Source organism: Fulvivirga marina, from assembly GCF_016775155.1.
In the GTDB taxonomy this organism is placed as follows: domain Bacteria; phylum Bacteroidota; class Bacteroidia; order Cytophagales; family Cyclobacteriaceae; genus Fulvivirga; species Fulvivirga marina.
Window position 1 is genome coordinate 401,481 of record NZ_JAEUGD010000066.1, and the last position, 19,838, is coordinate 421,318.

Consider the following 19,838-nt stretch of genomic DNA (forward strand, 5'->3'; position numbering starts at 1 on the left):
AGATTTCAACCTGATAAGTATTGATTGCTTACGAAAACGTTTACAATCATACTATCCCTCCCAAAACTTACTATCTTTGCTCGGCCAAAACTTTAACCAAAAACACAGTAATTCATGAAAAATATAGCTGTAATCGGATCGGGAACCATGGGAAATGGTATCGCTCACGTATTCGCTCAAAACGGATACAACGTATCTCTGGTTGATATCTCTGAGGATGCATTAAAAAAAGCGCTCGCTACGATTGAAAAAAACCTCGACAGACAGATCAAAAAAGAAGCTATCTCTGAGGACGACAAGAAAAATACGCTTGCTAACATCACCACATTCACTTCCACTGAAGAGGGGGTGAAGAATGTTGACCTCGTAGTGGAAGCCGCAACTGAAAATATTGATCTTAAACTTAAAATATTCCAGAACCTGGATAAGATATGTGGACCTGAAACTATTCTGGCTACCAATACCTCTTCGATTTCTATTACAAAAATTGCAGCTGTAACCGAAAGATCAGAAAAGGTTATAGGCATGCACTTCATGAACCCAGTACCTGTAATGAAACTTGTGGAAGTGATCAGAGGGTACAATACAACTGATGAGGTAACATCTACAATCATGGAGCTTTCGAAGAACCTTGGCAAAGTACCTGTTGAGGTAAATGACTATCCCGGCTTCATTGCCAACCGTATTTTGATGCCAATGATCAATGAAGCTATTGAGTCCTTGTACGAGGGGGTTGCCGGTGTGGAAGAAATCGACACGGTAATGAAACTAGGCATGGCGCACCCTATGGGGCCTCTTCAGTTAGCAGACTTTATAGGCCTGGATGTATGCCTTTCAATTCTTAACGTTCTTTATGAAGGTTTCGGTAACCCGAAATACGCACCTTGTCCACTACTGGTAAATATGGTGGAAGCTGGCCATAAAGGAGTTAAATCAGGAAGTGGGTTTTATAGCTGGGGTCATGGCACTAAAGACCTGATCGTAGCTGACCGCTTTGCAAAATAAAAAAATGCCGGCTCTCAACCTTCAATAGAGGAAATGAGAGCCGGCATACACCACAACACACTGTAGTAAAAACAATAACAATACTATTTACAATACTTTTTAATAACCTCAGCGGCATTGCTAGCACCTAATGACTTGGCCATCGTCAGGTCAGTACATGCCCTACTGGTCTGCTTTAAATGAATTCTTAGCAGAGCTCTTGACAAGTAGGCATCTGCATATTCTTTATTCACACTAATTGCCGCATTATAAGCCGCCATTGCCTCATCAAGTTTACCTAACTTCTGATGTGCTTTCCCCTTTAGGGTATGAGCCACAGGACTATTCTCATTCAATTTCAAAATCTTTTCAGCATAAAAAATGGTGTTCTCGTAATCCTGTTGTCTGTAGTAATAATCACTCGTTATACTCAGATAAGCATTTACGTTAAGTGGGTCTTCTTTGATAATCTTATGAAAATCTGCCAGTGCTTTGTCATGCTGCCCCAACTCCTCATAAGCACGGCCTCTGTTGTAAAGTGATTTGATATGGGTTGGCTCCAAAGTCAAATATTCAGTGTAGGCCGCAACAGCTTCTTTAAACTGCCCATTCTTAAAATACTGATCTCCAATATCCGAGCGTTCATCTTTACATGCACTAATAGCCAACAAGAATAAAAAAAACACTATGAATACATTCCGCATAGTTCAATAAAGGTTTTAAATAAAAAAATAGTGGCTGACCAGATCTGATCGCCACTTATAAGCACAAAGTTAATAATAATCTGTTAAATAGACCCTAAAAAATCATTTACAGCCTTCCAGTAGTCATCTGCATCAGGGTATTTACTCCAAAGCGCTCTTGAGCCGTGGTTTCCAGTAGTTTGAGGTAAGAAGTAAGATTTTTTGCCAGATGGTATAGCAACATATATACCCCACCAGTTGCTCTTCTCATCTCGAGCTGAAGTTATAAAGGCTGGCTGAGTAATGTTCACCGCGCTAGAGGAAATGAAGTTTCTTGGCTTACCCTGAGAGGTGAAGTATTCCCCTGGAGAAAAAGCCAACACCGCGTCAATTTTCTCCTGATGATCGCCACTTAATTTCAGAGCAAGTGCAGCAGAGTAAGAACTTCCCCAGACAATAAGTTTACCATGAGCATAATTCTTCTTTGCATAATCCACAGCAGCCATCATGTCAGGAAGAGCGTCGACGTATCGGGTGGCTTTCATTGCCTTCAATGCATTCTGCTTCGTAATGTTGGAGACATCATTAATGCTATTCCCGGAACGAAGATCTACAGCCATGCAGTTATACCCCATGCTATTTAATCTTGGAGCAATCTCTGCATATTCACCGCGACTCCAATTGGCCTGATGAAAAAGTACTATAAAGGGGGCTGTTTTAGGATGGCTGAAATAAAGGTCTGCAGCCATCTCTATACCATCTATAGATTTAAAACGAATGGTTTCACTTTGCGCTAACGACGCGCTATATCTAAAGCCAAATAGACATAAGCCAACGATCAGTAAATAACGCTTCATAGGTTTCGGTCGTAAGAAGGCAATCTACAACATTATTATTTCCTTAGAAAATATTAACGGAGTATACTTACCTCATTTCTGAGGTTTTTGTACCCGGAAAGTTCTACCCCGGTACTACCTATAAACATTTTGGCTTCTACCTTTAAAGGTATTTTATTCTTATCATCAGATATCCAGGCTAGTATGGAATCCTCCCCATCAAAAAGCTTATTTTCAGGCATGATCGGTTCCAGCTTAATGGCATTGAATTTTCCCGCTTTGGTTTTAACAACCTCTTTACCTCTGTATTTTACATCCAACTCATAGAAGGTATCTTCAAAGAAGCCTTTCATGGTGAATATGTCTCCTTCATCCATTTTGGAAAAATTTATAGTACGCAGGTAGAGATACCCAGCCAACATATCCCGGATATTCTCAGGAGCAGCATAATAATTTGGCTCTTTGTATTCACCGGTCTTCTTATCCTTAACCTTCGCTTCAATTAGATTCGTACGATGATCAAAGCGTACAATTTCATTTTTCCGGTACTTGCCCTCTTTGATAATGCGGTAAGAGATATGCGGCACCAATGCTGCCGTATCAACATATGCACCCCAATGATCATCTACTTTCGCCACCCAGTCAACCATACCCGTGGTCTTGCCATAGATATCCACCTTATAGCAGTCCCTATGATTAACGCGGTAGTAATTATCACGAATGAGCATTTTGGCACTACCTATATTAAAAATCCCAAAGGACACCTTGTAATCAAGCACTTCACCTTTCTGAAAGCTCTCATGAGGTATCTCCTCGTAGACCTTTTCATCACCTGAGGTGAAAGAGCTTAGAATGATTGTGATAAAAAATAGAGAAACAAAGTTTTTCATGTTCGTAACTATTTTTAATAGAGGCACCTTTCGGTACCCCATTATTTACTTTATACCAGTTACCACTACAAAGCAAATGCCAAATCAAGTAATTACACCGCCACATCGTTATCTCTCAATGCCTGATTAAGAGATGTCTTCTTGTCTGTACTCTCTTTACGCTTACCTATGATCAGGGCGCATGGCACTTGGTACTCACCAGCAGGGAACTTCTTCGTATATGAACCCGGAATGACTACTGATCGTTCCGGAACGTATCCTTTTGTTTCTACGGGCTCATCCCCGGTCACATCTATAATTTTAGAGCTGGCTGTTAGCACCACGTTGGCACCAAGCACTGCTTCCTTACCTATTCTAACTCCTTCAACTATAATGCAACGGGAACCGATGAATGCATTGTCCTCAATGATTACCGGCGCCGCCTGAACCGGCTCCAGCACACCACCAATACCTACACCTCCACTCAGGTGAACATTCTTCCCTATTTGGGCGCAGCTTCCCACAGTAGCCCAGGTATCAACCATAGTACCCTCATCTACATAGGCACCAATGTTCACATACGACGGCATCATCACCACCCCTTTATTGACGAAAGACCCATACCTGGCAATAGCATGAGGCACAACCCTTACACCTAATTTTTCATAGTTATTTTTGAGCTTGATTTTGTCGTGAAATTCGAAAGGTCCTACTTCGATGGTTTGCATTTTCATCAGTGGAAAATAGAGTATTACCGCCTTCTTGATCCACTCATTGACTAACCAATCTTTGCCATTTGGTTCAGCCACTCTTCTTACTCCCAGATCAAGATCACCAACTATTGTTTTTACAGCAATTTGAACATCTTTTTCTTTTAGTAAGGAGCGGTTCTCCCATGCATTTTCTACAATTTCTTTTAAATCCATCAGCTATTATTGATTAATCTTTTATTATTACTGTTAATGAAAAAACACAAACTCGTCATAGCATCGATACTGAAACCAATCGATGATACCAGAATGTATGAGAAGCTTGGGCTTTCGTTGGGCCAAACAAATAAATATGAGATTAATATCATAGGGTTTTATGCAAAAAAACTTCCTGAAGCAAAGAACATAATATTTCACCCTCTCTTCAATTTCAAAAGACTTAACATTTCGAGACTGGTCGCCCCCTTGAAATGCTTCAAAAAATACCTTCAATTAAAGCCTGAACTCATCATCATCAACACCCATGAATTGCTAATTGTTACCATCGCATACAAAATATTATTTGGTACACGCATCATCTACGACATCAGAGAAAACTACTTCAGAAACATCCTTTTCACCAACAGTTTCCCCCTCCTTCTCAGACCCCTCATAGCAGGCTATGTCAGAAGCAAAGAGTACCTTAGCCGACTGTTTTTTGATCACTACTTTTTGGCCGAAAGGCAGTACGAAAATGAGTTCAGTTTTTCACGCGGGAAGAGCACAATAATTGAGAACAAATACCAACCTGTCGGCCTCGATGTAACACAAAAAAAAGACCACAAAAATGACGATAAAAATACCACAAAAATCAACCTGATCTTCACCGGAACCATAGCTCAAAGTACAGGTGTTTTTGAGTGTATAGAACTTGTTAAAAAACTACATAAAACAGAACCTAAAATACAGTTAAAAATCATAGGGTATTGCTCCATCCCCGCAACACTCAATCGACTAAAAAAAGCGATCGAAAACACTGACTTCATAAAGCTTGAGGGGGGCACAAAACTAGTCCCCCATATCGAGGTACTTAAAGCCATCCATGAGGCTGACTTCGGAGTCATCTATTACCCCTGGAACAAGAGCACTATGAACACTATGCCGACCAAGCTTTTTGAGTACCTCGGCAACCAACTTCCGATACTACTTCAGGATCACCACCCATGGACGGAACTATGCAGCCACTACAACGCTTCAATCACAGTCAACATCGACAACTTTGACGTTGAAAGTACACTTCAAAAAATGAAGACTACCAAGTTTTACACAACCTCCCCAAAAGACGAAATATTATGGGTTTCAGAGGAGAAAAAGCTACTAGAAATCATTTGCAATATAATACAATAAATCATTATTTATCAGATAGTTAATAACAACAAAGCAAAGTAAAATATTAAGGTGTTTTTTCGACAATTCCACCTACAAAATGGGTGACAACACCTGATTTTCCACTCAATTGGCTGAAAATTCGATTTTTAGACACGCCTAAATTCAAGTATTTCAACTTCATTTTCCCTGCCAATTTTACGTCAACCCTATTTTTGTTAAATTTTTAAATAAAAATTAAAAAATTTTTTAGATATATCTAAATTGCTATATTTGCTAATAATGAAGGAAATAAAACTAAGTTTTGCAGAGGAGAATTATCTCAAAGCCATCTACCATTTATCGGGTGATGATGAGCAGGCAGTTTCTACTAATGCTATAGCCGACACCCTTAACACGAAGGCTGCATCGGTCACTGACATGATCAAGAAACTCTCGAATAAAGGCGTGATTTCATACCAAAAATATCGGGGTGTAAAGGTCTCAGAAATGGGCCAGAAAGCAGCCCTCCAAGTGGTCAGAAAACATCGGCTTTGGGAGACATTTTTAGTTGAAAAATTAAAGTTCAATTGGGACGAAGTTCATGAAGTTGCAGAGCAATTGGAGCACATTAAATCTCCCCTACTCATCAAGCGGCTTGATGAGTTTTTGGGCTATCCAAAATATGACCCTCACGGCGACCCGATACCGGACGAATTTGGAGAGTTCAAATCGAAACCCCGAGTGGCTCTTGGCGACTGTATAATCGGGCACGAAGGAGTGGTTGTGGCAGTCAAAGATGCGAGTGCTCCGTTCCTACAATATGTCGACAAAATCGGAGCTTATATCGGAGCTAAAATCAAGGTAATTGACAAGGTAGAATTTGACAGTTCTCTGGAGATTTTGATCGACAATAAGAAGACAGTTTTTATATCAAAAGAAGTATCAGAAAATATATGGATTACAGAATAACAAAGTGGCTCATTCTAGGGGTGATTGTAATTTCGGGATGCGGCAAAGTTGCCAAAGAAAATTCTGAAAATGCACATTTCAATATTGTCACCACCACTGGCATGATCGGCGATGCTGTTACCAATATTGTGGGCGACTCAGCTGACGTAATTGCACTCATGGGACCAGGTGTTGACCCCCACCTTTACAAGGCCACTCAGGGAGACCTGCAAAAGCTCACGGGCGCAGACCTGATCTTTTACAACGGGCTTCATCTTGAAGGAAAAATGGGAGAAGTTCTGGAAAAGCTCAGTCACCTGAAACCGGTTGTTGCAGTGGCCCAGAATATTGAAGATACCAAGCTCAGAAAGGTACCAGAGTTCAACAACAACTACGACCCGCATATCTGGTTTGATGTATCACTATGGATTGAGGCGGTGAGGGAAATTGACATCACTTTACAAAAACAGGACAAACGTAATGCAGCCTATTATCACAAAAATGCTATGAACTACATCAAGCAACTTGAGTCGCTACATGCATGGGTTATCCAAAGGGTAGGCACAATACCTAAAGAGCAGAGAACATTGATTACTGCCCATGATGCGTTTGGCTATTTTGGAGAGGCCTACGATATTGAAGTTAAGGGCTTGCAGGGAATTTCCACACTTTCCGAATATGGATTGAGAGACGTTTCCGTACTAGCCAAATTTATTGTAGACCATAAAATTAAAGCCGTTTTTGTAGAGACATCAGTTTCTCAAAAATCGATCAATGCAGTAGTACAGGGAGCACAAGAACGTGGCTTTGAAGTTTCTATCGGAGGCAACCTCTACTCTGACGCTATGGGTGAAGAAGGTACCCCTGAAGGCACATATATAGGTATGGTAACAGCCAATGTAAATACCATTGTTGAAGCATTAAAGTAGAAGAAAACAGACGTTATCGATATTCGATGATCGATAGACAAAGCATTTGAATCAGTACCCCAAAAGTCATTAACCAGAAAATAAAATGATTAAGCATGTAGATAATCCGGTTTTAGAAGTCCATGACCTTACCGTATCGTATGACCGGAAACCGGTACTTTGGGATATAGACCTTACCCTCCCTGCCGGGAAATTGATTGGTATTGTAGGCCCTAACGGAGCAGGTAAGTCAACACTGATCAAATCCGTAATGGGACTTACACCGAATAGCAGCGGGTATGTAAAGCTTTTTGACAAGGATCTGAAGCAGGTAAGAGATAGGATCAGTTATGTTCCACAGCGAGAATCAGTAGATTGGGATTTCCCCGCATCAGCACTAGACGTGGTACTCATGGGAAGGTATGGCAAGCTAGGGCTATTTAAACGCCCCAGGAAGGCCGATCGGGACATTGCCCTAGATAGCCTACAAAAAGTGGGTATGGACGCTTACGCGGGACGCCAGATATCTCAACTCTCAGGTGGGCAGCAGCAGCGCGTGTTCCTGGCAAGGGCTCTTGCCCAACAAGCCGATCTCTACTTCATGGATGAACCCTTTGCTGGTGTGGATGCTGCCACAGAAAAAGCTATCATCGAAATACTCAGGGAAATGTCTGCTAAAGGCAATACGGTAATTGTGGTTCATCATGACCTTCAGTCTGTAACACAGTATTTTGACTGGGTGATACTGCTCAACATGAGACTCGTAGGCTCCGGACCTACTTCTGAAGTCTTTACAACGGAGCTTCTACAGGAAACCTACGGGGGCAAGCTTACACTGCTAAGCGATGTAGGTGATCTGATCAGAAGGGAGAGATTCCCTAACAGGGAACAGTTCGATAAAGCACAAAAACCCAAATGATATGGACACTTTCTTTGAATTCTTTTCATTTGCTGACCCCAACATCCGGTATGTTGTAATTGGCTCCCTCCTACTTACAGCCAGTTCAGCAATTGTAGGCTCATTCACATTTCTCAAAAAGAAAGCACTGGTGGGAGATGCCGTCGCACACTCCGTACTACCAGGTGTTTGCTTGTCGTTTATCTTGTATGGCGAAAAAAATCCTATCATACTTATCTTTGGGGCCTTTGCTACGGGCTGGCTGTCCCTGATCCTAATCGACATCATATCTTCCCACTCAAAGGTCAAAGAAGATACAGCTATAGGGCTTATCTTGTCCGTTTTTTTCGGCATTGGCATATTCATGCTCACCATCATACAAAAGTCGGGGAATGCTGCTCAAACAGGTCTTGATCAAATCCTTTTTGGTAAGGCAGCATCCCTTGTTGGCAATGATCTCATTGCATTTGCGGTGATTGCCGCCATATTGATCCTAAGTGTCTGGTTTTTCTTTAAGGAATTTACATTACTGGCCTTCGACGAAGATTTCGCTTCCACCATTGGCCTGCCGGTAAGAGCTATTGAACTCCTACTCACCACCCTTACAGTACTGGCGGTGGTTATCGGCATTCAGGCGGTGGGTGTAGTGCTCATGGCTGCCATGCTCATTACTCCTGCAGCTGCTGCTCGCTTCTGGACAGAAAAGATCTCCACAATGGTTTGGCTGGCAGCCATATTCGGAGCCTTTAGTGGACTAACAGGAGCTTACATCTCATACATTGCTCCCTCGATGCCTACCGGCCCATGGATTGTTGTAGTGATTTCAACCATTGCCTTTATTTCGTTCTTCATGGCTCCTAAACGAGGGATATTGTACAGGATGAATAACCAAAGAAAGATCAGAAGGCAGATCAATGACGAAAATATACTAAAGGCATTGTATCAACTTGGCGAGGAGGAAAAGAATTTCTATGAAAAAAGAACCATTGAAGAAATATTAACTAAAAGGAAATTTGACCCTGCTTCCTTAAAAACAGGGCTACGGAGACTCAAACGAGAGGGATACCTAGGGAATGAGAGTGGCCACTGGTCTTTTACCAAGGCAGGTAAGCATAAGGGACAGCGTACTGTAAAGTTGCACAGGTTGTGGGAACTCTACCTGACACAATACCTACGTATCGCACCTGATCACGTTCATGATGACGCGGATACTATTGAGCATATACTGACTCCTGAACTGGAAACCAGGCTTGAAAAGCTATTGGACTACCCTACAGTAGACCCGCATCAGTCTGAGATTCCTTACCAATAAACGAAAGTCAAATGCAGGCAGTAAGCAAAAAACAATCAGAGTAAGTAAAAATGGAAGCATTACAGATAATATTAGCAGGATCATTGGTAGCCATAGCTTGTGGGCTATTGGGTTGCTTTTTAATACTGAGGAAGATGGCCATGGTTGGGGATGCCATTTCTCATGCCGTACTGCCAGGCATAGTTTTAGCCTTTCTTTTCACTGGATCAAGAGATTCGGTCACCATGCTTATTGGGGCCGGTGCTATTGGCATTCTTACCACTTTTCTTATTGAATTTTTCCATAAAAAAGGCAGACTGCAAACAGATGCTTCGATTGGCGTTACGTTCACCTGGCTGTTTGCTGTAGGCGTAATTCTGATTTCAGTATTTGCCGGCAAGGTAGATCTTGACCAGGATTGTGTGCTTTATGGCGAAATTGCATACGTTCCTCTTGACCTGTGGATCACTGACTCCGGACAAATCATGGGACCACGGGTACTTTACATTACAGGGACAGTACTTATTATTTTGATTGCATTTATCTCTTTAGGATACAAAGAGTTATTCCTCACCACTTTTGACCCCGCTTATGCTTCTGCCATAGGCATTTCAACAGCCGTTTGGCATTATCTTCTTATGGGCGCCGTCTCGCTTACAACTGTGGCTTCATTTGAATCTGTAGGTGCGATTTTGGTGGTAGCTCTGCTTATTGCTCCTCCCGCTACCGCATATTTACTCACTGAAAACTTAAAGAAAATGCTTCTCATTACTTCTCTATTAGGAGTAGTAATATCAGCGGTGGGGTATTATTTGGCCGCCTGGTTTGATGGCTCCATAGCTGGTGCTATGGCTTCAGTTGCCGGACTGCTGTTTATGCTGGCCTTTCTACTAAGTCCTACCAATGGTTTAATAGCTAAACATAGAAGAAAGAAAGCTATACTTAAGCCTTCTGGGGTTTAAAACAAAACCGCATAATAAAACAAAATAGGTCAGGGAGATTTATCAGAGACTCCGGTCATAACTACACGAACATCAGCACGCCTTTGCTCTTCAGGCGTGGTATCTTCATCAATGGCGCCATAACCGCGTGCTATAATACGCTCTTCACTAATGCCTTTGCTTACAAGATAATCCAGCACGATCAAGGCTCTTTTATGTGATAGCTCCAGGTTATAGCGCGGATTTCCATCGGAGCTTGCAAACCCAGCAATATCTATATTAAGTATATCATGCTTTTGCACCAGAGTTATGATGCTATCCAGTTCAACCTGATGTTCATCCTTAATTGCCGACTGGTCAGTATTAAAAAATATTTTATGGGTATGCTCCATCAGTCTCAACTCATACTCCTCAAACTTATTGGACTGAGCCAATTGTTCCGCTTCAATACCTTTAAACAATTTCTCCTGCTCTTTGGTCAGAAACGCTACTGGTTTATGATCTTTATCACCATGGTATTTAATCATAAAAATGTCAGTAAACCCTACACCACCCTCTCTAACAGAGGCAAAATACCCCCTCCTGCCATCAGATGTCATTTGAAAGAATATCTCATCGTCAGGTGTATTTACAGGATATCCAAGATTTTCAGGTGTCGACCACTCACCACTAGCGCTATCATACACTGACCGAAAAATATCGTACCCACCGTAGCCTTTATGACCGGAACTGCTGAAATATAGTGTCTTTCCATCGTGCGCCAAAAAGGGGCTATCCTCATCGTATTTTGTATTAATAACAGTCCCCAGACTTTTGGACTTATACCAGTTCCCCTTTTCATCTTTGGTACAATAATAAATATCAATCCCTCCTTCGCCTCCCGGCCTGTTGCTGGTGTAGAGGATAACATCGGGTGAAGATGTCTCTGATACTGCATTTTCAGAATAAATAGATGAATTAATCTTATTTGTTAAAAACTTAGGTTCAGACCACTGACCGTTTTCATAGTCTGAGTAATAGACATCCCCCATTTGCACGTCCTTATACAGGTACAGTCTTTTTCCATCTGCTGATAGTGCTATATTGGCATCATGATATTCGGTATTGATCGGTGGCCCGATATTTTCAGCAGGCCCCCACTCACCTCCTGACTTCCTGGATATGAATACATCTTCGAAATAAAAATTGTCTTTATCCACATTGGTTGTGGTGTTTCCCTCCTGTCTTCTGGAGGTGAAGATCATGATAGTTTCGTCTTTATTGAGCACAGGCGCATAATCAGGCCAAATTGAGTTTATATTCTCCCCCAACGGAATCACTGAATACTGTGCAGGTTTGCCTATAATATCTTTAGCATTAGAGCACTCAAGGATACTTCTGTTTACTTTTGCCAACGGCACGCGGTCTTTTCCTCTATAACTTCTGTTTCCTAAAAGCTTGCGCTTATATCGCTCATAATACTCCAGGGCTTTATCAAAATCGAGCCCGTAATGATAGGCACGTCCAATAAAATAGAACAAGTCAAACCTGTATGTGGGCTTTAAAGCTTCTATACGTAACAGGTACACCACGGCCTCATCCTTATTGATAGTTTCAAGGTACAGACTACCAGCCATCCAGTTAGCTTCAAGGTTAGCCGGGTCCAGGTTAGCGGCCTGAACGTACAACTCTTTGGCTATCTCTATAGCCTCTTTTTGCTGACTGTAGATCTGGTTGGCCTGCTGCAAATAAAGCTGTGCCTGCTTCACCGAATCTTGCTGAGAGAACAGAGGAACACTAATCAAATAAAAAAGCAATATTGTATAAAACCTCATAGCCTTGTATAGATCTAACCAAAATCTTAATATATAGAAAATAAGACTTTTCTCCCATACTGAGACATATGCTTTTCTAAAATATTATAGCAGTGGTAATTTTATCACACTTCCTAAAACCCATCATTACTACTGAAAACGATCTTTCCTCTTAAGTACGTTTAAGGTTTCCAAACAGCCAAAAGGAGAAACATAACACATTTTATAATTCGAGGAAGGTATTAAGTGCTGCGTTTCCGTTGGTAAATGGATAAGAGCCACAAGCAAAGTAAGGGTGCCAACAAACCCCATGTTTTCAATATTTTATGTATTCATAGAAAAAGTCAATCTTCGCTAATTGATTCACCATGTATATCATTGTCAGGTGCTGATATACTACTGAATGAAATGGAGACGTTGTAAGCACCCACATGCAGCTATACTTTCCTGGTTATTATTTGTGGTGTTTTTTTAGGTTGCTATATTAAAAATAAGAAGAGAGCTTCCGACCAGAAACTCTCTTTATTTAAGGTGTATAGAGCTATTCAATCTACATTTTGACGATTATCTTTCCTGTGGTATGACCAGTCTCTATCTGCTCCAAAGCATCATTAATATCATCAAGACGATATGCTTTAGTAATTTTCACTTTCAATGTACCGGCTTCAACCATTTCTCTGATATGATCCAATTGGCGGGAGTTAGGCTCTGTAAACACATAATGAAAATCAATATGATCAGGAAGCCCATCTCCCTTATGAGTAATCGACACGAGCCTACCTCCTTCTTTTAAGCAACGTGCGCCTTGCAATGTGGTATCACCCCCTACTGCATCAAAAACAAGATCTACTCCTTCGGGGGCAATGTCCCAGATAACCTCTTCTATTTTTTGATCTTTATAATCCAGGCAATGGTCTGCTCCAAGTTCCTTGAGGTAAGCATGGTTATCCTTGCTGGCCACCGCTATTACCTGGGCTCCTTCATATTTAGCCAACTGCACTGCAAATGAACCTACCCCTCCGGATGCTCCCAGTATCATGACTGTATCTCCAAGTTTAAGTTTACCTACTTCAAGAATAGACTGATAGGCAGTAAGCCCAGCCAGAGGGATGGCTCCAGCTTCCTCAAAACTGATATTAATCGGCTTTTTGGCCAGATAGCTTTCAGGAATGGTAATATAATCTGCAAACGTACCATGGTTGTTTAACTCCGGCCTGCGCGCATAGGCATATACTTCATCGCCAACACTAAACCTCCGGGCTCCATGCCCTCTCTTTTCTACTATTCCTGCCATATCCCACCCCAATATCATTGGAAACTCATGGGGCAACCTGTCTTTCATATAGCCATGAGCAAGTTTGGCATCTACGGGGTTTATTCCGGAGGCTTTAATTTTCACGAGCAGCTCTCCTTCCCCAGGTTCTGGCGTAGGTTGCTCTTTAACGGACAATTTGCTTCCAAATTCTTCTAATATTGCAGCTTCCATAAATAATTGGTTTTATAAGTTAATTGTTAATAGAAGGTACGAACAGATATTTCGCACCAACTTATTAACAAGTGCAGGCATGGTCTGGTTATGATTTATCTACATTTAATTTGGCAAATAGTTCTTAGTCAGATGTAACCGGTAATCATTGATTAATATATAATTCACCAGCTACCGATTACTTTCATCTGATACTATTGGGCAGTAGCTTACTAAACTTTTGAAAGTTTAGTAAAGCCTCTGTTCAGTACAACTTCACCCTCCGAAATAAACCTGCCTGAAATTTGAGCCACAAGCCATTACTTACCGTTTCAAAGGATTATGTGTGGAGTACTAAACCCGATTGTAGTTTTGTAGTTCGCACATCTTTTATACACAATAAAAAATTGTGAACTTTCCACTAATCACCATCTCCCCACCATCCATCATTAATGAAAGGCAATTCTTCCATTCATGGGGTTTCCTGAATTTTTACTCAAAACCACATTATATATACCTGCGGGCAACTCTCCTCTTTCTATTACGGCTTTATCAAATACCCCTTCAATTTGCCTTACCACTCTCCCGCCACTATCAATCACCTTGAGCAAATATTCATCTCCATCCGGACTAAACTTCACATGTACACGATCAAGCCCCGGATTGGGATAGAATGACAGGTTCCCGGCTTGTCCATAGTTGGCTGAGATGTTCGAAGTAACCTCAAAAGCTTCGTTACCCTCGGCAATTCGTCCATTAAAAGCAGGTTGTAAAGGAGGTGTGCATGCATCCTCGGTTTCAATCCTAATTTGATAGAACTGGGCATAAATAGAGGGATCTAGATCAGTATAGGTAAATAGATAAGAAGGTACACTGGTGATCAACTGCATGTCTGATAATGAAGAGCCCTTATAAATCTTATAGCTGTTGTATTCAAACCCTTCATAACCGTCCCATATCAGGTTAATTTGACCTAAGTTACCTTGGTTGACAGTTAAATGCATGGTGCGGTGTGCCTCACTACGCTTTGACTCAACATCACAAGCATTAACCGAAGTCACCACATATTTATAACTTCTTTCCCAAGTGTTAGATATCGAATCTAAAAATTCGCTACCTGTAGTAAAACCTATAAATTCATATTGATCAGTTGCCCCAGTCTCTTTATATATATTATAAAAATCTACTTCCTCCTGATCAGGGCTTAGCACAATTCGATTGCCTTCCGTTTCTGAGGTAACGTAGCAAATGGCAGGGGCTACAGGGGAAGTATCGATGGAGTCCGACTCTACCGTAACTGAGCAATCATTAACACTTTTAACCGTAACATATTGATCTGCCCCATTCCAGGGAATGAGCTGACTCATGGAAGCTCCACGTTTTATTATTGTATACCCAGTACGGTAATCGGGGTAAACAACATGGTTATCATTGGTGGCAACCAACGCCACCTCCAGTCCATGGTCATAGTAAGCATTCCCAATACCCACAGATGAAGTAAGCGCCCCGGAATAATCAAACCCCAACAAAAAATTTGTGTAATACCTGATATCAACCTCCTCCCCTTCTCTTAAGAGAAAATCGATACTCTGCACCGCCATAAAAATAGTTCCGTCATTTTGTATGGCCATATTAAAATTATAGAAGAAAGAAAGAAATCCTGCGAAGGCAAATGGCCGTATCCAAACTACATCTCCTTTTAAAGCTTCAAGACGAATAAGGACTACCGCAGCTTCATCTATAACGATATCATCAAATTTCCCATTGGGCTTGTAATATTCGACCGTAACAAAAACATTACCATCCTCATCGGCTACTACCCGGTTGCCCCATACATTCTTCTCTGAACTGGTACCTGTTTTTGCCCACAATGTATAGCCATCGGCGTTATACGCGACTACAAAAGCATCATTATAGCCTTTACTAGTGAATATCAGACCTCCTAAATCAATAGTTTTCTCGAAATGTCCAATAGCAAAAACATTTCCATTGCTGGTAACGTCTATATCGGTGAGAGCAGCGCCTTCACTCATTACCTTTTTACTCCACAACAGTTGACCATCGTTTAAATACTTAGACATATATGTGCCTTGCCCATTTGATAATTGCATTGCATATATGTTACCCTGCCCATCGGTGTCCATATCAGCTACTGTCATGGTAACTGATTCTGCCCATGTTACCACTCCTTCTGTATCAATCCTCAATAAGTACAGGCCAGCTCCCAACTGATGGCCTTGTACCTCTGTGGATGATAAGACGTTTATATATAAGGTAGTATTGCCCCCCTCATCGGTTACAGAGCTCACTACATAGATATCCGGGTTATGCACACCCCATTGAAATTCGCCATAGGTATTTAGTTTAACCAGGTAGCTTCCGTTCTCACCCGCCTCCCCCACAACTTCATCACCGAATCGTAGCGTATCTACATACCTTCCTGTAACATACAGGTTACTCTCATGATCACTGCCGTAATCAGGTACAGCAGGATAAACTTCATCCTGATCTATACTTTGATTGGTGAGCAATCTCCAGGCTACATTACTGTCCGGATTGCCTAAATTCTCAAAAGCTCCATTATTGATACTATATTTATAAGGAGCCACTCCTCCTGATACCTTTAATAACAAGCTGTCACCTTCGCAACCAGAGGGCATAAGGGTCGCACTCAACCTATCTGGTTCATTTACCCTAATGTTCGAAGTCAGACTACGGCCCAGAGAATCCGCTATACTAATGGTGTATATTCCAGCCTGCAATCCACTAACATCTTCTGTATTAGCTCCATTACTCCAGGCAAAAATGTATGGCTCCAATCCCCCCTCCAAAGAAATGTCGATACTACCATCACTACCTCCGTGGCAACTTACATTTGTTACATGGTATTCAAGACCCGCAGGTACGTTGAATGTAAGTGTATCTGAATAGTAGATGGCTCCATCTTTACCCGATACTATACCTAAAAGTTTATTTTTTCCGGCAACAGTCCCAACAGTAAAGCTTTTGTAAGGCATCATATCCTGCGTTAGCACAACATTTTGAGACAGTACCTTTAAGGTAAGCTGATCTGGCCTGATACCGTCAGGGTTAAAGACTAACTGGGATTGACCCGGTTGATTTTCCTTTATGGCATTGTCATACTTTTCTACTCCAAACCACTCAAAACTCTTTGCTCCACCGCTAAAAGTGATGTTTTTAACGCCAATGTTGGTATTAAAAGCGTGTGGAAATGTAATGTGACTTAACATTCCTATTGGACCAAGGTCAGTAACGGGTATTTTTATTTTGAACCATCCATCACCTAAATCTTCAGCGGACGCTAAATAAGAGCCTATTGCAACTGCATTTGGCGGGTATGTTTCGTTAAGTGCCAGAAACATTCCATTCCAATCCCTACCACTAAAGTCCTTTAAGATCATCTCCAAATACTGATATGATCCATCATTGAGATCCAAGACTTCCTTAAAAACAGCGTTTTCATCATACCCTAACCTAATAGCTGCAAACCTGGTTGAATCAAACACCTTTAAATAATCAAGTTGAGCTATACTATCAATTTCAAATTTAACACTTATTGATGATGGGTGAAGGGTCTCCAGTCCTTTCACATTTAAGTGTACCGGGGGATCATTTTGGGCGTACAAAGTAACGCACGCACAAAGAAAGCATACCATGTATGCAATAATTAAAGCCAATTTTTTCATTTTGCTGATTTTTTAGTTCGAGATCATTTCAGGTAGGATTAAATAACAATATGATTGTATATAAAATTAATAAAATATAATTATATTATACAATTTTAAGTAGTTTAATGACAATATTAAATGAGTAAACCTGAAATAAGAAAAATGCAGACAACTCTCCCCCATCAATATGCATAGCATAATGCATCAGGTCTTCAACTACCTGACAGGCCTACGGCGACTTCTTCACTTTTTACCGTAACTTTGCCGCTGAAATTTAAAAGGAAAAGACTTGAGTACACCACATATAGGATCGACAGAGGATACAATAGTAGCATTAGCCACTGCACCCGGAGTAGGTGCCATTGCTGTGATCAGGCTATCAGGCAACGATGCCATAAAGATCTGTAATAAGGTTTTTAAAGGCAAAGACCTTGAAAAGCAGGAATCTCATACCCTACATTACGGAACGATCCGCGATAACAATAAAGTTATAGATGAGGTTGTAGTATCTCTCTTTGTAGCTCCTAAATCTTTCACTAAAGAAAATGTGGTGGAGATATCCTGTCATGGGTCTCCCTTTATTGTAAAGCAACTGATCAAGGTGTTGCTTGCTCAGGGAGCACGCCTGGCCCTTCCTGGCGAATTTACCAAAAGGGCATTTCTCAACGGTCAGTTTGACCTGGCCCAGGCTGAAGCTGTCGCTGACCTGATCAACTCGGACTCCGCTGCCTCTCATGAGGCTGCTTTAAACCAGATGCGTGGTGGCTTTTCTGAGCAAATCCGTCAGTTGCGTGAAGAGTTGATCCATTTTGCCTCTATGATTGAGCTTGAGTTGGATTTTGGAGAAGAAGATGTGGAATTTGCAGATCGTGATGATCTTAAACAGCTCATTAATAACCTGCTTAAAGTGATCAATGCCCTTATTGAAAGTTTTGACCTGGGTAATGTGATCAAAAACGGTGTACCTACAGTGATAGCGGGTAAGCCCAATGCGGGTAAGTCTACCCTACTCAATGCCCTGCTCAATGAGGAGAAGGCCATTGTCTCCGACATTGCCGGTACTACCCGTGATTTTATTGAAGATGAGATCAACCTGGGTGGCATTACCTTTCGCTTCATAGATACTGCAGGTCTGCGCGAAACTACCGACACCATCGAAAAAATAGGTGTAGAGCGTACTCAACAGCAAATGAAAAAGGCCTCTTTGATCATTTATATGATCGATATGGCTAATGACAACCTCGTGGATGTAAACCGTGACATCAATAAACTGGAAAATCTCGGCATACCTTTTATTGTTGTAGGCAACAAGCAGGACAAAGCACAGCCGGACCTGAAAGCAGCCATAGAGAAGATCAAAGGCTCAGTACTGATATCGGCAGCAACCAAAGAGAATCTTGACACACTCAAGGGTCGCATTCTGGAAGTGGTAAACCTTGACAACTTCAAAACTGGTGACACCATCGTAACTAACATCCGCCATTACGATAACTTACTCAAAACCCGCAATGCACTCATGGATGTATTAAACGGTCTTGACAATAATATTACGGGTGATTTTCTGGCTATGGATATCCGTCAGTCGCTGCATTACCTCGGGGAGATTACCGGGGAGATCACTACGGATGATCTACTGGCGAATATTTTTTCGAAGTTTTGTATTGGGAAGTGATGTGACTATGGTTAGAGTGGTCTGTCGGGGGACCATGGATTATCCCTATTTCAAAAAGAAATCTTCTGCGAGCATAGGAGAGGAATTAATTTATGTCTATCAATTATTAAGGATTTGATCTATCAGTTTATTACTCCATTCAAATTCTTCTTTTTCATTAATATAATTTAATTCTCCATTGAACACTTCAAAAACCTTAACTGGGGTAAGATTGGATACATCGAAAAAGTGAATCTCGTCAAAAGAGTTTATTTCGTTTAAAATCATATTAAAAGAACCCGCGTACCTTTCATGCACTGTATCTTCCGAAACAATATTTCCTAAATGCTCAGCTCGCACTTTTACTCTTCGTACCAGTTCATCTACATCATCCAAATAGTAAAAGTAGCAAAACGACTTAGCCTTGTAAGCATTAATGTATGACAACAAAAACTTAAAACTTTCTTTATTATGTAAATTGTTTTCAATTAAAACTTGTTCTTCGGTTTCAATTGCTGAACAAATATAAGTATCTATCGCATAGTTCAATTCTATATAGGATAATGGTTCTCCGTGTAGAATTGCTTGATCACTGTTTATTTGATCTGGGTTTACAAATCTAATGTTATGATTTCTACTATACTGATTCCCAAGTGTTGATTTTCCAACTCCATTGGGGCCTCCGAAAACATAAACTTTGTTACTCAAGAATCAATTGAATGCTTATATGATGTTGAATAATTAAAATTAGATTCTGAGATAGAAGAAGTTAAAAAACATCCGGCGTATACAGTCTTTACATTAACCTTAGCTATACAGTTATTT

At 41.0% G+C, this 19,838-nt stretch carries 16 protein-coding genes; 8 read left to right on the forward strand and 8 right to left on the reverse strand.

Annotation, left to right across the window (positions count from 1 at the left end; all coding sequences use genetic code 11):
* Positions 1-114 precede the first annotated feature (114 nt).
* Positions 115-1,005, forward strand: coding sequence for a 3-hydroxybutyryl-CoA dehydrogenase (locus JMN32_RS22600; RefSeq protein WP_202858659.1), 891 nt, complete (start codon positions 115-117; stop codon positions 1,003-1,005).
* Positions 1,006-1,088: 83 nt separating this feature from the next.
* On the opposite strand, the gene JMN32_RS22605 is transcribed toward JMN32_RS22600, so the two are convergent.
* From JMN32_RS22605 to JMN32_RS22620, 4 genes are all read right to left on the reverse strand, one after another.
* The gene (locus JMN32_RS22605) at positions 1,089-1,688 is read right to left on the reverse strand and encodes a tetratricopeptide repeat protein (RefSeq protein ID WP_202858661.1); all 600 of its coding nucleotides are present in this window, start codon (positions 1,686-1,688) and stop codon (positions 1,089-1,091) included.
* 83 nt (positions 1,689-1,771) lie between these two features.
* Positions 1,772-2,524 carry a serine aminopeptidase domain-containing protein gene (locus tag JMN32_RS22610; RefSeq protein WP_202858662.1) on the reverse strand — a complete coding sequence of 251 codons (753 nt, stop codon included), beginning with the start codon at positions 2,522-2,524 and terminating at the stop codon, positions 1,772-1,774.
* Positions 2,525-2,577: 53 nt separating this feature from the next.
* Positions 2,578-3,393, reverse strand: a complete 816-nt coding sequence (locus JMN32_RS22615; protein WP_238354592.1) for a DUF3108 domain-containing protein — start codon at positions 3,391-3,393, stop codon at positions 2,578-2,580.
* 92 nt (positions 3,394-3,485) lie between these two features.
* Positions 3,486-4,298 carry a 2,3,4,5-tetrahydropyridine-2,6-dicarboxylate N-succinyltransferase gene (locus JMN32_RS22620; protein ID WP_202858664.1) on the reverse strand — a complete coding sequence of 271 codons (813 nt, stop codon included), beginning with the start codon at positions 4,296-4,298 and terminating at the stop codon, positions 3,486-3,488.
* A 36-nt stretch (positions 4,299-4,334) separates the two neighbouring features.
* Here JMN32_RS22620 and JMN32_RS22625 point away from each other — a divergent pair, with 36 nt between their 5' ends.
* From JMN32_RS22625 to JMN32_RS22650, 6 genes are all read left to right on the forward strand, one after another.
* Positions 4,335-5,468: a glycosyltransferase family protein gene (locus JMN32_RS22625; RefSeq protein WP_202858665.1), complete on the forward strand. Its 1,134-nt coding sequence runs from the start codon at positions 4,335-4,337 to the stop codon at positions 5,466-5,468.
* 261 nt (positions 5,469-5,729) lie between these two features.
* On the forward strand, positions 5,730-6,398 hold the full coding sequence (locus tag JMN32_RS22630; RefSeq protein WP_202858666.1) for a metal-dependent transcriptional regulator: 669 nt from the start codon (positions 5,730-5,732) through the stop codon (positions 6,396-6,398).
* Positions 6,383-7,306 carry a metal ABC transporter solute-binding protein, Zn/Mn family gene (locus JMN32_RS22635; RefSeq protein ID WP_202858667.1) on the forward strand — a complete coding sequence of 308 codons (924 nt, stop codon included), beginning with the start codon at positions 6,383-6,385 and terminating at the stop codon, positions 7,304-7,306. Before JMN32_RS22630 ends, JMN32_RS22635 begins: the two co-directional genes overlap by 16 nt.
* 85 nt (positions 7,307-7,391) lie before the next feature.
* On the forward strand, positions 7,392-8,204 hold the full coding sequence (locus JMN32_RS22640; RefSeq protein WP_202858668.1) for a metal ABC transporter ATP-binding protein: 813 nt from the start codon (positions 7,392-7,394) through the stop codon (positions 8,202-8,204).
* A gap of 1 nt (position 8,205) precedes the next feature.
* Positions 8,206-9,495, forward strand: a complete 1,290-nt coding sequence (locus JMN32_RS22645; RefSeq protein WP_202858669.1) for a metal ABC transporter permease — start codon at positions 8,206-8,208, stop codon at positions 9,493-9,495.
* Positions 9,496-9,545: 50 nt separating this feature from the next.
* Complete coding sequence (locus JMN32_RS22650; RefSeq protein WP_202858670.1) at positions 9,546-10,436, forward strand: metal ABC transporter permease; 891 nt, start codon at positions 9,546-9,548, stop codon at positions 10,434-10,436.
* A 29-nt stretch (positions 10,437-10,465) separates the two neighbouring features.
* On the opposite strand, the gene JMN32_RS22655 is transcribed toward JMN32_RS22650, so the two are convergent.
* The 3 genes from JMN32_RS22655 to JMN32_RS22665 all read right to left on the reverse strand — a co-directional run bounded on the left by JMN32_RS22655 (position 10,466) and on the right by JMN32_RS22665 (position 17,380).
* On the reverse strand, positions 10,466-12,229 hold the full coding sequence (locus JMN32_RS22655) for an OmpA family protein (protein WP_202858671.1): 1,764 nt from the start codon (positions 12,227-12,229) through the stop codon (positions 10,466-10,468).
* A 529-nt stretch (positions 12,230-12,758) separates the two neighbouring features.
* Positions 12,759-13,694, reverse strand: coding sequence for an NADP-dependent oxidoreductase (locus JMN32_RS22660; RefSeq protein ID WP_202858672.1), 936 nt, complete (start codon positions 13,692-13,694; stop codon positions 12,759-12,761).
* Between the two features lie 428 nt (positions 13,695-14,122).
* The gene (locus tag JMN32_RS22665) at positions 14,123-17,380 is read right to left on the reverse strand and encodes a hypothetical protein (protein ID WP_202858673.1); all 3,258 of its coding nucleotides are present in this window, start codon (positions 17,378-17,380) and stop codon (positions 14,123-14,125) included.
* 271 nt (positions 17,381-17,651) lie between these two features.
* On the opposite strand from JMN32_RS22665, the gene mnmE reads away from it, so the two are divergent.
* Complete coding sequence (gene mnmE / locus JMN32_RS22670) at positions 17,652-19,034, forward strand: tRNA uridine-5-carboxymethylaminomethyl(34) synthesis GTPase MnmE (RefSeq protein ID WP_202858674.1); 1,383 nt, start codon at positions 17,652-17,654, stop codon at positions 19,032-19,034.
* Positions 19,035-19,133: 99 nt separating this feature from the next.
* Here the strand turns inward: mnmE and JMN32_RS22675 are convergent, their stop codons facing one another.
* Positions 19,134-19,721: a hypothetical protein gene (locus JMN32_RS22675; protein WP_202858675.1), complete on the reverse strand. Its 588-nt coding sequence runs from the start codon at positions 19,719-19,721 to the stop codon at positions 19,134-19,136.
* Between the last annotated feature and the right edge of the window lie 117 nt (positions 19,722-19,838).

Coding starts and splice junctions, on each gene's coding strand:
- JMN32_RS22600 (WP_202858659.1), top strand. CDS start 115: ATGAAAAATATAGCTGTAATCGGATCGGGAACCATGGGAAATGGTATC.
- JMN32_RS22605 (WP_202858661.1), bottom strand. CDS start 1,688: ATGCGGAATGTATTCATAGTGTTTTTTTTATTCTTGTTGGCTATTAGT.
- JMN32_RS22610 (WP_202858662.1), bottom strand. CDS start 2,524: ATGAAGCGTTATTTACTGATCGTTGGCTTATGTCTATTTGGCTTTAGA.
- JMN32_RS22615 (WP_238354592.1), bottom strand. CDS start 3,393: ATGAAAAACTTTGTTTCTCTATTTTTTATCACAATCATTCTAAGCTCT.
- JMN32_RS22620 (WP_202858664.1), bottom strand. CDS start 4,298: ATGGATTTAAAAGAAATTGTAGAAAATGCATGGGAGAACCGCTCCTTA.
- JMN32_RS22625 (WP_202858665.1), top strand. CDS start 4,335: ATGAAAAAACACAAACTCGTCATAGCATCGATACTGAAACCAATCGAT.
- JMN32_RS22630 (WP_202858666.1), top strand. CDS start 5,730: ATGAAGGAAATAAAACTAAGTTTTGCAGAGGAGAATTATCTCAAAGCC.
- JMN32_RS22635 (WP_202858667.1), top strand. CDS start 6,383: ATGGATTACAGAATAACAAAGTGGCTCATTCTAGGGGTGATTGTAATT.
- JMN32_RS22640 (WP_202858668.1), top strand. CDS start 7,392: ATGATTAAGCATGTAGATAATCCGGTTTTAGAAGTCCATGACCTTACC.
- JMN32_RS22645 (WP_202858669.1), top strand. CDS start 8,206: ATGGACACTTTCTTTGAATTCTTTTCATTTGCTGACCCCAACATCCGG.
- JMN32_RS22650 (WP_202858670.1), top strand. CDS start 9,546: ATGGAAGCATTACAGATAATATTAGCAGGATCATTGGTAGCCATAGCT.
- JMN32_RS22655 (WP_202858671.1), bottom strand. CDS start 12,229: ATGAGGTTTTATACAATATTGCTTTTTTATTTGATTAGTGTTCCTCTG.
- JMN32_RS22660 (WP_202858672.1), bottom strand. CDS start 13,694: ATGGAAGCTGCAATATTAGAAGAATTTGGAAGCAAATTGTCCGTTAAA.
- JMN32_RS22665 (WP_202858673.1), bottom strand. CDS start 17,380: ATGAAAAAATTGGCTTTAATTATTGCATACATGGTATGCTTTCTTTGT.